Consider the following 12,421-nt stretch of genomic DNA (forward strand, 5'->3'; position numbering starts at 1 on the left):
GAGCGCATGATGATGCAGGCCGATAATCTCTCGCTCGACGAATTGCGCGTGTTGCTGGCGCCCGCCGTGGCGCGGGCGGCGGTGTTCGACGGCTGGGGCGAGGAGGCGGTGCGCGCCGCGGCGATGGAAAAGGGCGTGTCGGAGGATGTCGCGCTTTACGCCTTTAATGAGGGCGCGATGGCGATGATCTCGGCATGGATCGCCTCGATCGATCTGGCGATGGCCGAGGCGCTGCCTACGGCGGAGCTGGCCAAATTGCCGATTCGCGAGCGGATTTCGCGGCTGGTGCGCTTTCGCCTCTCGGCGTTGGACGGAGCGGAGGAATCCTTGCGCCGCGCCCAGGCGATCATGGCGCGGCCGCGCAATCTGGGCGCCTCGGCCCGGCTGGGCTGGCAGAGCGCGGATGCGATGTGGCGGCTGGCGGGCGATACGGCGGTTGATTTCAATCATTACACCAAGCGCGCCACGCTGGCAGGCATCTATGCGGCGACATTGGCGGTTTTCGCCAATGATGAGAGCGAGGGCAAGGCTGAGACACTGGCCTTCCTCAACCGCCGCATCGAAGGGGTGATGCGCTTTGAAAAGATCAAGGGCCAGTTGCTGCGCCGCGACGCGATGCATTTCAGTCCGGTTCGGCTGCTCGGCCGCTTGCGTTATCCGGCGAGTCTTTGATGGTGGCGTAACACAACTGTGTCACGCCCGGCATCGGGCCATTCCCCCGGCGCATCATAAATCTTATCCAGTTATTGCGAGTGAGTTGCAATTTGCTCTGAACTCTGGCAGCGCAGAAGCATGAACGCGATGCCAGATTCCGTGATGACGCTCGACATGTTGCCCGTGGGGAAAAATGCCCGGATTGTGGCTGTCGATTGGGCCTCCCTTGTCGAGGAAGAGGCGCTGCGCCTGCGGGCGCTGGGCGTGGATGTCGGATCGAAATTGTCGGTGTCGCATCGCGGTGTGTTTGGCGGGGCCGATCCGCTGGCGCTGCGGGTGGGCCGCATGACGGTGGCGCTGCGCCGGGCCCATGCCCGCGCGATGCAGGTCAAGCTGCTGGAAAATGGGCTGGAGAGCGGGCAATGAGCCGCTGGCACAAGGCCGCGCTGGTCGGCAATCCCAATGCGGGCAAGAGCGCCCTGTTCAACGCGCTGACCGGCGCGCGGCAGAAAATTGCCAATTATCCCGGCGTGACCGTGGAAAGGCGCGGGGGACGGATGATCCTGCCCAATGGCGCGCCGATTGAATTGACCGATCTGCCCGGCTCCTATGGTTTGCAGGCCACCAGCCCGGATGAGGAAGTCACCCGCAAGGTGATCCTAGGCGAACTGGCGGGCGAACCGGCCCCTGATGTCCTGGTGATCGTGCTGGACGCCAGCAATCTGGAGCAGCATCTGGTCTTCGCGCAGGAAGTGATCGCGCTGGGCAAGCCCACGGTGGTCGCGCTCAACATGATCGATCTGGCCGAGCGTGATGGGCTGGTTCTTGATCCCAAGGCTCTGTCGAACGCGCTGGGCGTGCCGGTGATCCCGACTGTGGCGGTGCGGCGGCGCGGGCTGACCGAACTGGGCGAGGCGATTGCGCAGGCCGAGGGCCATGCGGGCGATGCGCCCCATCCGCGCGCGCGCCTCGATCTGGCCGAACGCCGGATGGAGGCGCATGCCATTGCCGATGGCGTGATCATTTCGGAAAGCGCCAAGCATCGCCTGCATTCGCGGATGGATGATTTCCTGCTGCACCCATGGCTGGGGCCGGTGTTTCTGCTGGGCCTGCTGTTCGTGGTGTTTCAGGCGGTGTTTGCCTGGGCCGCGCCCTTGCAGGACGGGCTGGAAGGCTTTGTCGGTCTGATTTCCGACGCAGTGAAGGGGGCGATGGCGCCCGGCCTGCTGCGTGATTTTCTGACCGATGGCGTGATGGCGGGCGTGGGCGCGGTGGTCGTGTTCCTGCCCCAGATCATCATCCTGTTCTTCTTCATCCTCGTGCTTGAGGCCACCGGCTATATGGCCCGCGCGGCCTTTTTGATGGACCGGATGATGGCGGGCGTGGGTCTGTCGGGGCGCAGCTTCATTCCGCTGCTTTCCTCCTTTGCTTGCGCGGTGCCCGGCATCATGGCCACGCGGTCGATCACCGATCCCAAGGACCGGCTGACCACGATCCTGATCGCGCCGTTGATGACCTGTTCGGCGCGCCTGCCGGTCTATGCGGTGATTATTGCGGCCTTTATCCCCAACCGCCCGGTGGGCATGGTGGGGTTGCAAGGGTTGGTGCTGTTCGGGCTTTATGTGTTCGGCATTGTGGGCGCGATGGTGGTGGCCTTGATCCTGCGCCGGTCCGTCACCAAGGGCGCGGCCAGCGGCTTCATCATGGAAATGCCCAAATATCAGCTCCCTCGCCTGCGCGATCTGGGGCTGGGCCTGTTTCAGCGCGGCTGGATCTTCCTGCGCCGCGCGGGCACGATCATCCTTCAGGTCAACATCGTCCTGTGGCTGCTGCTCAACTTCCCTCAGGCGCAAAAGGGGCAGGATCAGGTCGATGCCTCGTTCGCCGGGCATATCGCCAATGGGCTGGCCGTGGCTTTGAAGCCCATCGGGTTTAACCGCGACATTGCGCTGGCGCTGATCCCCTCGATGATGGCGCGCGAAGTGGCGGTGTCCTCGCTGGCCACCACCTATGCGGTCGCGGCGGGCGACGATGACACCACCGCACATCAGCTCTCGGCGCAGCTGCAGAAGCATTGGAGCCTGCCGACCGCGCTGGCCTTTCTGGCATGGTTCGTCTTCGCGCCGCAGTGTATTTCCACCATCGCCGTGACGAGGCGTGAAACAAATGGGTGGAAATGGCCCGGCTTCATGCTGGCCTATCTCTTCGCGCTTGCCTATGTCTTTGCGGGCATCACCTATTGGAGCGCAGTCGCGCTGGGGTTCTAGGCTAAGAGGGTTTCATGGCAGGCAGCGTCAACAAGGTCATTCTGATCGGCAATCTGGGCGCCGATCCAGAGGTCAAGTCGTTCCAGAACGGCGGGCGCATCGCCAATCTGCGCATCGCCACCAGCGAAAGCTGGAAGGACCGCACCACCGGAGAGCGCAAGGAGCGCACCGAGTGGCATCAGGTTGTCCTCAATTCCGATGGTCTGGTCGGCGTGGCCGAGCGTTTCCTGCGCAAGGGCAGCAAGGTCTATATCGAAGGCCAGTTGCGCACCCGCAAGTGGCAGGATCAGAGCGGCAATGACCGCTATACCACCGAGATCAGCGTGGGCGTGGGCGGGGCTCTGACCATGCTGGACGGCCCGCAGGGCGGCGGCCAAGGTGGCGGCATGGGCGGCGGCGGCCGTTCGGGCGGCGACTGGGGCGGTGGCTCGTCTGGCGGCGGTTCCTATGGCGGCGGTCGCTCGGGCGGCGGTTCGTCGGGTGGTCAGTCTTCGGGCGGCAGCGACTGGGGCCGCACGTCGGGCGGTTCCGGGGGCGGTTCGGGCGGCGGCTTTGGCGGCGGCTCGTCCTCGGGCGGCGGCTATGGCGAGGATCTGGACGACGACATCCCGTTCTGATCGGGGCCGTTCAGGTTGCACCAAAAGCGAAGGGGGCCAGATGGCCCCCTTTTTATTTCTTCTTCAAAGCCTCGAGCGCTGCAAAGGGGCTGGTGTTCTCCTGTCCCAGAATGCCGGCGGCCCGCACCTTGGCCGCCTCGGGCCCCTCGGCAAAGGGATCGATGGAGAGCGCCAGCGATTGCGCCACCGCCTCGCCCAGATCGAAACGTTCGCCGCTGTAGGGGATATCATCGCAATCCTCCTCGCTCAGCTCGATTTCCTCATCCGGCCCGCCCTCGACGCCGGTTTCAGGCACAAAGCGCAGGTCCAGCTTCTCGCGAATCTTTTGCGGCAGATCCTCGGCCGAGATCGCGCAGGACTGCACCAGATCCGAGGACAGCGTGCCCTTGGCACGGATAACCGCGCCATCGCGGGTGATCGTGACCGTCGCGGTCAAATGGCCGATCGAGACGAGGTTGAACCGCTTGGCCAGCGCCTTGCATTCCTCGGGCGTGGCGGTCAGTTCGACCGGCTTGGGTTCAATATGGCGGATATCGATAATCCGGGAAAATTCGGGTGTGTCGCTCATAGGGCGATCCTTCCTTCCAAAAGCGCGGCATCGTCAAGCGCGGCCAGATGATCGGCCAGTTCGCGCGCGCCCTGCGCCAGCGCGGCCAGATCGGCGCCGGGCGCCAGCGTCAGATTGCGTTCGAGCGCTGCGGCCAGATCGGCATCGCCCGCCAGCGCCGTGCGATAGGCGCCAAGACGCCCGCCCAGCACGCTCATCAACCGCCCGATATGTTTGCCCACGACCAGATCGCCCACGCCCGATTCGCGCAATTGCCCGTCCATATCGGTCACAAACAATTCGGTCAGCCGCACACTGGGCAGACGCAATTCCTCAATGCCCTCCATGCGCAGCAGCGCGAGGGAAAGCACCAGCGTGATCGCATCGAATCGCCCCGCCAGCGTGTCGGCAATGCCGGGGCGTCCGGCCGGGGCATACCATTCGCGCGAACGGGCCGCCGCGACCAGCGCGTGCCAGAGCGGACGCACCGCGGCGTAATCGTCGCTCTTGCCGCCAAACAGGCGCGAAAACAGCGAGGGCTTTTGTTGTGCAGCACTGGTCATGGCGCTTGGCCGCCGCTCCTTTTATCGTTCAGCCATTATTCAATCGCCCGACCCCAAGCGCGCATAGCAACGAGAGTTGCGCAGGCCGCCAAGGAGCCGTAAGGCGTTTTTCGGTAAGCATGGACTTGAGGCTTTGGCAATGCGGATTGGCGGAATATTCCCGCCGCGCGGCGCCCGGTTATAGATGGAGCAGTAGCGGGATGCGGGCAGTTTCGGGCAAGCTGGCAAAGATCGGCGTTTTGGCGCCTCTGGCGCTGGCGGCGATGGGCCTTGGCGGCTGCACCACGGTGCGCGACCATCGCGGGTTCTTTGTCGATACGGCGCTGGTCGATTCGGTGCTGCCGGGCGTGGACAACAAGGCTTCGGTCGAGCGCACGCTGGGCCGCCCGACGCTGGCCAGCCAGTTCGGCGATCAGGACTGGTATTATATCGCCACCGACACCAAGCAACTGGCCTTCCGCCGTCCGCAGCCGACCGCGCAGACGATCCTGCGCGTGCGTTTCGATGCCAAAGGCAATGTGCTGGGCGTTGACCGCGCGGGTATGGAAAAGGTGGCCCGGTTCAACCCGGACAAGGATTTGACCCCGACGCTGGGCCGCAAGCGGACCTTCCTTGAAGATCTGTTCGGCAATATCGGCACCGTGGGCGCGGCGGGCATGGGCGGCGGCGCGGGCGGCCCCGGTGGCGGACGCCCCGGCCCCAACGGCAGCTGATCTTTGGACCGTTGATCTTTCGGGTGCGGTCTGGACAAATTCCGGCCCGCTCCCATATGCCTATCCATGGATAGCAGCAAAGCTGGCCACGGGCTGATCCAGTGGCATGGCACAACCATCGTCGGCGTGAAGAAGGGCGGCAAGACCGTCATCGCGGGCGATGGTCAGGTGTCGATGGGCAATACGGTGATGAAGCCCAATGCGCGCAAGGTGCGCCGTATTGGCGAAGGCGGAAAAGTCATCGCCGGTTTCGCGGGCGCCACCGCCGATGCCTTTACCCTGTTTGAACGGTTGGAGCGCAAGCTGGAAACCCACCGCGGGCAATTGCTGCGCGCGGCGGTGGAATTGGCCAAGGATTGGCGCACCGACAAATATCTGCGCAACCTTGAAGCTCTGATGATCGTGGCCGATGCCGAAACCTTGCTGGTGCTGACCGGCAATGGCGATGTGCTGGAGCCTGAAGCGACTGAGAGCGGGACGATTACAGCCATCGGTTCGGGCGGCAATTATGCGCTGGCCGCGGCGCGCGCGGTGTCCGATTATGAAGAGGATGCCGAAAAGATCGCCCGCCGGGCCATGGCTGTCGCCGCCGAGATCTGCGTTTTCACCAATGACCGCGTGACGGTCGAGACGATTGGCTGATTCCCCATGAATGACAATCTGACCCCCAAGGCGATCGTGCGCGCGCTGGATGAACATATCATCGGCCAGCAGGACGCCAAGCGCGCGGTGGCTGTGGCCCTGCGCAACCGCTGGCGGCGCCAGCACCTCTCGGCGGATCTGCGCGACGAGGTGAGCCCCAAGAACATACTGATGATCGGGCCGACGGGCTGCGGCAAGACCGAGATCAGCCGCCGTCTGGCCAAGTTGGCCGATGCGCCCTTTGTAAAGGTGGAAGCCACCAAGTTCACCGAGGTCGGCTATGTCGGGCGCGATGTCGAACAGATCGGGCGCGACCTGGCCGAGGAAGCGATCCGGCTGGAAAAGGCGCGCCGCCGCGAGGCCGTGCGCGAGGCGGCAAGCAAGGCTGCGATGGACCGTCTGCTCAAGGCGCTGGTCGGCGATGGCGCCAGCGAGGCGACCCGCGAGAGTTTCCGCCAGCGGTTGAACGAAGGCGCGATGGATGATGTCGAGGTCGAGGTGGAGGTCGAGGATTCGCCCTCCGCGCCGATGGAGATCCCCGGCATGGGCGGCGGCATCGGCATGATCAACCTGTCCGACATGCTGGGCAAGGCGATGGGCGGCAAGCCTTTGAAGCGCCGCAAGATGCGCGTGGCCGATGCCTGGGACCGTCTGGTGGATGAAGAATCCGAAAAGCGGATGGATCAGGACGATGTGGCCCGTGTCGCTCTGGCCAATGCCGAGGCCAATGGCATCGTCTTTATCGACGAGATCGACAAGATCGCCGTGTCGGACGTGCGCGGCGGTTCGGTCAGCCGCGAGGGCGTGCAGCGCGACCTGCTGCCGCTGATCGAGGGCACGACGATTGCCACCAAATATGGCCCGATGAAGACCGACCACGTCCTCTTCATCGCCAGCGGCGCGTTCCACGTGGCCAAGCCCAGCGATATGCTGCCCGAATTGCAGGGGCGTTTGCCGATCCGGGTGGAATTGAAGGCGCTGTCCGAAGAGGATTTCGTGCGCATTCTGGCCGAAACGCGCGCCAATCTGGTCGAGCAATATCGCGCCCTGTTGGGCACCGAGGATGTGACCGTCGAATTCACCCCCGGGGCCGTGCGCGCCATTGCCCGCACCGCTGCGCAGGTGAACGAGAATGTTGAGAATATCGGCGCCCGCCGGTTGCAGACGGTGATGGAGCGGCTTTTGGAGGAATTGTCCTTTGAGGCCGAGGACAAGCGCGGCGAGACAATCACCATTGACGAGGCCTATGTCGAGGCACGGCTGGACAATCTGTCGCACGACACCGATCTGTCGAAGTTCATTCTCTGATGATGTGGGGCGGCGCTTGCGTCGCCCCATCTTTTGCAGGATCACCGGCCCATGACCGAGAAAACCTATCAGACCCCCGATGATCGCCCGATCTACCGCCTGTTGACCGGCAAGGACGACCGCGCCTTTTGCGAGCGCGTCTCCGAAGCGCTGACGCAGGGGTGGCGGCTCTATGGCTCGCCCACGATGACCTATGATGCGGAAAACGCCTGTGTGAAGGTGGGGCAGGCGGTGGTCTGGCACGAGCTGAAGATCTGAAAAAAAAAGGGCCGGTTGATCCGGCCCTTTTCTTATTCGGCGGCGTTGGCGACCGCTTCGCTCGTCTCATTGGCCTGAGTCTCATTAGCTTGTCGGGCCCACATTTCGGCATAGAGCCCGCCCATCCGCAGCAATTGCGCATGGTTGCCCTGTTCGACCAGCCGCCCGTCCTGAAGCACCAGGATGGAGTCGGAATCGACGATGGTGGACAGGCGGTGGGCGATCGACAGGCTGGTGCGGTTTTCCGACAGCGCATGGAGCGTGGCCAGAATGTCCTGCTCGGTCCTTGTATCGAGCGCGCTGGTGGCTTCATCGAGCAATAAGATCGGCGGGTTCTTGACCAGCGTGCGCGCAATTGCCACGCGCTGCTTCTCGCCGCCCGAGAGTTTCAGCCCGCGTTCGCCCACCTCGGTGTCGAAACGGGCGGGCAGGCGTTCGATCAGGCCCGAGAGCGCGGCGGCCTGTGCGGCGGCCTCGATCTGGGCGGGGGAGGCCTCGCCGGTCGGGTGGCCATAGCCGATGTTATAGCCGATCGTGTCGTTGAACAGCACCGAATCCTGCGGGACGATGCCCAAGGCTGCGCGCAGCGAGGTTTGCGAGACCTCGGCAATATCCTGACCATCAATCAGGATGCGGCCCGACCACGGATCGTAGAAGCGGAACAGCAGGCGCCCGATCGTGCTTTTGCCCGCGCCCGATGGGCCGACCAGCGCGACATGATGGCCGGCAGGCACTTCAAACGACAGGCCCTTCAGGATCGTGCGGTCGCGGTCATAGCCGAACACCACATCCTCAAACACCACCGAGGGCCGCCGCACCACCAGCGCGGGCGCGCCGGGCTTGTCCTTCACCTCCTGTTCGGTGTCGAGCAGGCGGAACATGTCGGCCATGTCGATCAGCCCCTGCCGGATCGTGCGATAGACCATGCCCAGCATGTCGAGCGGGCGGAACAATTGCGTGAGATAGGTCTGGACGAAAACAAGCTGGCCAGAGGTATATTCTCCCTTGCTCCAGCCCCAGACCGTATAGGCCGTGGCCCCCGCCATCAGCAGATTGACCACCAGCCCCTGCGCGATGTTGAGCATGCCAAGGCTGTTCTCGCTGCGCGTGGCGGCGTCGGCATAGGCGCGGGTGGCGGCCGAATAGCGGGCCTCCTCGCGCTTTTCGGCGGCGAAATATTTGACCGTCTCGTAATTGAGCAGCGAATCGACCGCGCGCGACAGGGCCTGCCCGTCCAGCTTGTTCATCTTTTCGCGCAGATGCGTGCGCCATTCGGTGATCTTGCGCGTGACATAGATATAGGCCGCGATGCTGAAGGCCGTTGCCGCCACCAGGCCCCAGCCGAAATTGATCTGAAAAATCACCGCGACGATGACGAGCTGCAGCAGCGTGGGCGCAATGTTGAACAGCATGAAATAGAGCATCGTGTCGATGCTCTTGGTGCCGCGCTCGATGGTCTTGGTGACTTCGCCGGTGCGGCGGGCAAGGTGAAAGCGCAGCGAGAGCTGATGCAGCCGCCCGAACACGTTTTCGGCCAGAATGCGGGTTGCTTCCTGCCCCACGCGCTCGAACACGATGTTGCGCAGATTGTCGAAGGCCACGCCCGCAAAGCGCCCTGCCGCATAGGCGATGACAAAGAGCATGGCCCCCGTCACCTCCCGCGGGCCGGTAACACTCATCGCGTCGATCGCCCATTTCAGGAAATAGGGCAGCGCCATCTGTGTGGCCGTCGAGGCCAGAATGAAGACCACTGCCGCGACGATCCGCATCCGCAGATCGGGCCGGTCATGGGGCCACAGATAAGGCAGGAACCGTCGCAAGGTCTGCCAGCCATCATGGCGCGGCGTCTTGGCGGAAGGGGCGGGCGAGGCGGAATGGTCAGGAGGCATCGCCCGCCTATGTAGGGGGGAAGCGGCCAAACGCCAATGGCCGCTTTGTTCAGGAATTGGGTATCGAGGCGGCGGGCATGTCGAACATCACCCGCTTGGCCACGAAATCAATCGCGATCCGGTCGAACAGGCGCAAGGTGGGCATGCCCAGCAGCAGCGCCGGGCGCCGGTCCAGCCCCATCAGCGCAAACGAGGGCGAGTCCGTATAGGCGATCGGCATACCGGTGACCTTGAATCCGTCGATCGAGAATTGCCGCGCGGTGCCATATTCGGCCTGGATGCTTTGCCCGGTCACGCTTTGCAGTTCGGTGCGCCCCTGCACCCGTGAGCCGAGTGCCTTTTGCAGGGCGCGATTGCCCACGCTGACATCGGAACCGGTGTCGATCACCACGTCGACTTTCACACCGTCGATGACCGCATTGGTCATGATCAGTTCGCCATTGTGGCGCTTGGCCTCGACGACGATTTCGAAACCATCGGCGGCCGGGTCCCTGCTCACCCGGTCGATCAGCGTCACCTCATTGCGGCGAAAGTCGATCATCACGCGCTGGCCCTGCAATCCGTCGAGGCCGATGATCCCGTCGGCGCCTACGTCATTGGCCAGCAGGATGGGCAATTGCTTGCCCGCCCAGCTGCGGCGGCCCAGTTTGAGCCGGTCGACATTGACCACACTGACCACACGTGTGCCGGCAACGCCGGTCACTTGCGCCTGCTCCGTGCCGGTCACGCCCAGTCGCGCGGCGACCATGTCCGAAAGGACGGTGCGCTGCGCCCCGGTGTCGACCATGAAGCGGAATGGCCCGTGCTCGCGCACGGTGACCGGCACGGTCATGCGGTCGTAATCGTCGGATTTGGCGGCGATGGTTTCGGTCGGGCCGGATGCGGGACGTGCAACCGGCAAATCAATAGCACCCGCACCCTCGGCGCTGGTGCTGGCCAGCGCAAGGGCCAGGGCGATGGCGGTCAGAGCCATGGCCATTCTCTCCTGCATATGCGGCTTTAGCCGTCTAATGTATGAGTTATACGCCTATGCTGCGCCCTTGGCCAGTGCGAAGCGCGGCGATGCCCACACTATTGTGCGCAGCAAAGAACGGAATTTGCGGGATTCGGGCAAATGGGCAACAGGTCCGCCCGGGGCTCTATGTCGTGGCCAGCGCAGCGGCAAGGCGCACGGCGCGCATCGGTTCGCCAAAGCGGACGAGGCGGGCGACGGTGCGCCACAGCCCATCGCGATTGCCGCCATCGGCCACATGGCGCAGCAGCAGGTCAAAGCCTGAATCGCGCATGCCCGCCTTGGAATAGCGCAGGCCGAGGGCGACCTTCTCGCGCACCTGCCGCGAAATGCCTTCACGCCCGAAGAGCATGTCCAGCCCGTCGATGGGGGGCAGGCGGTCGAGGTGCTCGGTGGGATCGGGGCGTCCGGCGAGGCGTTCGTGATAGGCAAGCCGGGCGATGGCCGCGCCGGTCTGCTGCTCGGTGGCGTGGCGGCTGGAGACTTGCCCGGCGTAATGGCGATAGTGGATCAGCTTGTCGGGCAGGCTGCACAGTTTGGTGACGGAGGCGAGGCGCAGCCAGAGGTCGAGATCCTCACAATGGCGAAAGGCCGCGTGATAGCCGCCTACGGCCAGCACCACATCGCGCCGGAACATGGCGACCGGGTGGCACATCAGATGCGCGCCCGTGTCAATGGTGGCCAGGAAGTCCTCGAAGGTGGTGGGGTGCATCGGGCCGAAGCAGGGGGTGTGGTTGCCCTCCTCGTCCATATCGTCGGCTTGCGCGCCCACGACCGCAAAGGCGGGGTTGGCCATCAGGAAGGCGTATTGGCGCTCGAAACGCTCAGGCAGACAGATGTCGTCGGCGTCCATGCGGGCGATGATCGGCGCGCGGGCTTCGTGCAGCATTTGATTGAGGCTGGCGATAAGGCCGCAGTTTTCGCGGATGATGGGGCGCACGCGCGCGTCGCGCGCGGCATAGGCGCGCAGCAGATCGGGCGTGGCATCGGTGGAGCCATCGTCGAGCGCGAGGAGTTCGAAATCGCCGAAGGTCTGGGCCAGAATGCTCTCGATGGCGGGGGCCAGAAAACGCTCGCCATTATAGATGCTCATGGCGACGCTGATCCGGGGGGCGTCGGGCAGGCTCATTCCGTGGCGAATCCTCATGTGCTCAGGCGCGCGGCGCCGGCGTTTCCAATCGGGGGCATTTTAGGGGCGGGGCGGTAAAGAAAGCGTATGTTGAGGGGAAATGCGTGGGATGAGGTGAATTTCGCAATAAAATCATTGAGAAACAGTTGGTTGAAATTAAAATGTCATATCGGCGAAGAAACAGGTTGACCGACTCGGGTGAGGGCCTTAGAGGCACCGACACCGAAGCGGTGGACGCCTCCCAAGAGGTTGAAACTGAACGAGGTTACAGACATTGGAACGGACGCTGTTTGCCCTGATTTGGAAAGATCAGGGAAGGATAGCTGTCCGCTGTTTTTGTCGGTAGATCTTTGACATTGTAGATAAGATGAAGGGACATGTGGGCGACGGCGCCTGCGCCTTGGGAGCTTCGGGCTCTATGGCGTAGTATAAAGCAAGCCGATGTTTGCATGTCCTAACGTAACCATACGTTTGACAAGTGCAGGTATCGGCTCCCGAAGTTGTTGCATGATTGGCGTTCGATCGCGAGATTGTGCTGATTGTGTGATGGACATAACTTGAGAGTTTGATCCTGGCTCAGAACGAACGCTGGCGGCATGCCTAACACATGCAAGTCGAACGAAGCCTTCGGGCTTAGTGGCGCACGGGTGCGTAACGCGTGGGAATCTGCCTCTTGCTTCGGAATAACAGTTAGAAATGACTGCTAATACCGGATGATGTCTTCGGACCAAAGATTTATCGGCAAGAGATGAGCCCGCGTAGGATTAGGTAGTTGGTGGGGTAAAGGCCTACCAAGCCGACGATCCTTAGCTGGTCTGAGAG

General features: G+C 63.4%; 14 protein-coding genes and 1 rRNA gene. 9 read left to right on the plus strand and 6 right to left on the minus strand.

Annotated features, from left to right (window positions below; genetic code table 11):
* Nucleotides 1-6: 6 nt before the first annotated feature.
* The 4 genes from BGP00_RS16120 to ssb all read left to right on the plus strand — a co-directional run bounded on the left by BGP00_RS16120 (nucleotide 7) and on the right by ssb (nucleotide 3,538).
* Nucleotides 7-672, plus strand: coding sequence for a COQ9 family protein (locus BGP00_RS16120; protein ID WP_292693853.1), 666 nt, complete (start codon nucleotides 7-9; stop codon nucleotides 670-672).
* A 144-nt stretch (nucleotides 673-816) separates the two neighbouring features.
* Complete coding sequence (locus BGP00_RS16125) at nucleotides 817-1,080, plus strand: FeoA family protein (protein WP_292693936.1); 264 nt, start codon at nucleotides 817-819, stop codon at nucleotides 1,078-1,080.
* The gene (locus BGP00_RS16130; RefSeq protein WP_292693851.1) at nucleotides 1,077-2,921 is read left to right on the plus strand and encodes a ferrous iron transporter B; all 1,845 of its coding nucleotides are present in this window, start codon (nucleotides 1,077-1,079) and stop codon (nucleotides 2,919-2,921) included. The genes BGP00_RS16125 and BGP00_RS16130 overlap by 4 nt, the downstream gene beginning before the upstream one ends.
* Nucleotides 2,922-2,935: 14 nt before the next feature.
* Nucleotides 2,936-3,538, plus strand: a complete 603-nt coding sequence (gene ssb, locus BGP00_RS16135) for a single-stranded DNA-binding protein (RefSeq protein WP_292693848.1) — start codon at nucleotides 2,936-2,938, stop codon at nucleotides 3,536-3,538.
* Between the two features lie 52 nt (nucleotides 3,539-3,590).
* Here the strand turns inward: ssb and BGP00_RS16140 are convergent, their stop codons facing one another.
* The gene (locus BGP00_RS16140) at nucleotides 3,591-4,106 is read right to left on the minus strand and encodes a DUF177 domain-containing protein (RefSeq protein WP_168603070.1); all 516 of its coding nucleotides are present in this window, start codon (nucleotides 4,104-4,106) and stop codon (nucleotides 3,591-3,593) included.
* Nucleotides 4,103-4,648: a ubiquinol-cytochrome C chaperone family protein gene (locus BGP00_RS16145; protein ID WP_292693845.1), complete on the minus strand. Its 546-nt coding sequence runs from the start codon at nucleotides 4,646-4,648 to the stop codon at nucleotides 4,103-4,105. The genes BGP00_RS16140 and BGP00_RS16145 overlap by 4 nt, the downstream gene beginning before the upstream one ends.
* Before the next feature lie 200 nt (nucleotides 4,649-4,848).
* On the opposite strand from BGP00_RS16145, the gene bamE reads away from it, so the two are divergent.
* The 4 genes from bamE (at nucleotide 4,849) to BGP00_RS16165 (ending at nucleotide 7,569) form a co-directional block, all read left to right on the plus strand.
* Nucleotides 4,849-5,361 carry an outer membrane protein assembly factor BamE gene (gene bamE / locus BGP00_RS16150; protein ID WP_168603068.1) on the plus strand — a complete coding sequence of 171 codons (513 nt, stop codon included), beginning with the start codon at nucleotides 4,849-4,851 and terminating at the stop codon, nucleotides 5,359-5,361.
* A 66-nt stretch (nucleotides 5,362-5,427) separates the two neighbouring features.
* The gene (hslV, locus tag BGP00_RS16155) at nucleotides 5,428-6,003 is read left to right on the plus strand and encodes an ATP-dependent protease subunit HslV (RefSeq protein WP_168603067.1); all 576 of its coding nucleotides are present in this window, start codon (nucleotides 5,428-5,430) and stop codon (nucleotides 6,001-6,003) included.
* Nucleotides 6,004-6,009: 6 nt separating this feature from the next.
* Nucleotides 6,010-7,311: an ATP-dependent protease ATPase subunit HslU gene (gene hslU / locus BGP00_RS16160; protein WP_168603066.1), complete on the plus strand. Its 1,302-nt coding sequence runs from the start codon at nucleotides 6,010-6,012 to the stop codon at nucleotides 7,309-7,311.
* Between the two features lie 51 nt (nucleotides 7,312-7,362).
* Complete coding sequence (locus BGP00_RS16165; protein ID WP_273617947.1) at nucleotides 7,363-7,569, plus strand: DUF1737 domain-containing protein; 207 nt, start codon at nucleotides 7,363-7,365, stop codon at nucleotides 7,567-7,569.
* Nucleotides 7,570-7,601: 32 nt separating this feature from the next.
* Here the strand turns inward: BGP00_RS16165 and BGP00_RS16170 are convergent, their stop codons facing one another.
* From BGP00_RS16170 to BGP00_RS25415, 4 genes are all read right to left on the minus strand, one after another.
* The gene (locus tag BGP00_RS16170; RefSeq protein WP_292693838.1) at nucleotides 7,602-9,458 is read right to left on the minus strand and encodes an ABC transporter ATP-binding protein/permease; all 1,857 of its coding nucleotides are present in this window, start codon (nucleotides 9,456-9,458) and stop codon (nucleotides 7,602-7,604) included.
* Between the two features lie 49 nt (nucleotides 9,459-9,507).
* On the minus strand, nucleotides 9,508-10,431 hold the full coding sequence (locus BGP00_RS16175; RefSeq protein WP_292693834.1) for a retroviral-like aspartic protease family protein: 924 nt from the start codon (nucleotides 10,429-10,431) through the stop codon (nucleotides 9,508-9,510).
* A gap of 166 nt (nucleotides 10,432-10,597) precedes the next feature.
* Nucleotides 10,598-11,599 (minus strand): glycosyltransferase, encoded by a 1,002-nt coding sequence (locus BGP00_RS16180; RefSeq protein WP_292693831.1) that lies wholly within the window; start codon nucleotides 11,597-11,599, stop codon nucleotides 10,598-10,600.
* Nucleotides 11,600-11,908: 309 nt separating this feature from the next.
* Nucleotides 11,909-12,139, minus strand: coding sequence for an SWIM zinc finger family protein (locus tag BGP00_RS25415; protein WP_366556809.1), 231 nt, complete (start codon nucleotides 12,137-12,139; stop codon nucleotides 11,909-11,911).
* A 13-nt stretch (nucleotides 12,140-12,152) separates the two neighbouring features.
* Between BGP00_RS25415 and BGP00_RS16185 the strand changes: the two genes are divergently transcribed.
* Nucleotides 12,153-12,421: ribosomal RNA gene (locus BGP00_RS16185) — 16S ribosomal RNA — on the plus strand; the annotation flags it as partial.

The sequence above is a fragment of the Novosphingobium sp. 63-713 genome, assembly GCF_001898925.1.
Taxonomy (GTDB): Bacteria; Pseudomonadota; Alphaproteobacteria; order Sphingomonadales; family Sphingomonadaceae; genus Novosphingobium.

What these genes read in the sequence shown, in the direction of transcription:
- BGP00_RS16120 (WP_292693853.1), top strand. Translation starts at nt 7, where the DNA reads ATGATGATGCAGGCCGATAATCTCTCGCTCGACGAATTGCGCGTGTTG.
- BGP00_RS16125 (WP_292693936.1), top strand. Translation starts at nt 817, where the DNA reads ATGACGCTCGACATGTTGCCCGTGGGGAAAAATGCCCGGATTGTGGCT.
- BGP00_RS16130 (WP_292693851.1), top strand. Translation starts at nt 1,077, where the DNA reads ATGAGCCGCTGGCACAAGGCCGCGCTGGTCGGCAATCCCAATGCGGGC.
- ssb (WP_292693848.1), top strand. Translation starts at nt 2,936, where the DNA reads ATGGCAGGCAGCGTCAACAAGGTCATTCTGATCGGCAATCTGGGCGCC.
- BGP00_RS16140 (WP_168603070.1), bottom strand. Translation starts at nt 4,106, where the DNA reads ATGAGCGACACACCCGAATTTTCCCGGATTATCGATATCCGCCATATT.
- BGP00_RS16145 (WP_292693845.1), bottom strand. Translation starts at nt 4,648, where the DNA reads ATGACCAGTGCTGCACAACAAAAGCCCTCGCTGTTTTCGCGCCTGTTT.
- bamE (WP_168603068.1), top strand. Translation starts at nt 4,849, where the DNA reads ATGCGGGCAGTTTCGGGCAAGCTGGCAAAGATCGGCGTTTTGGCGCCT.
- hslV (WP_168603067.1), top strand. Translation starts at nt 5,428, where the DNA reads ATGGATAGCAGCAAAGCTGGCCACGGGCTGATCCAGTGGCATGGCACA.
- hslU (WP_168603066.1), top strand. Translation starts at nt 6,010, where the DNA reads ATGAATGACAATCTGACCCCCAAGGCGATCGTGCGCGCGCTGGATGAA.
- BGP00_RS16165 (WP_273617947.1), top strand. Translation starts at nt 7,363, where the DNA reads ATGACCGAGAAAACCTATCAGACCCCCGATGATCGCCCGATCTACCGC.
- BGP00_RS16170 (WP_292693838.1), bottom strand. Translation starts at nt 9,458, where the DNA reads ATGCCTCCTGACCATTCCGCCTCGCCCGCCCCTTCCGCCAAGACGCCG.
- BGP00_RS16175 (WP_292693834.1), bottom strand. Translation starts at nt 10,431, where the DNA reads ATGGCTCTGACCGCCATCGCCCTGGCCCTTGCGCTGGCCAGCACCAGC.
- BGP00_RS16180 (WP_292693831.1), bottom strand. Translation starts at nt 11,599, where the DNA reads ATGAGCCTGCCCGACGCCCCCCGGATCAGCGTCGCCATGAGCATCTAT.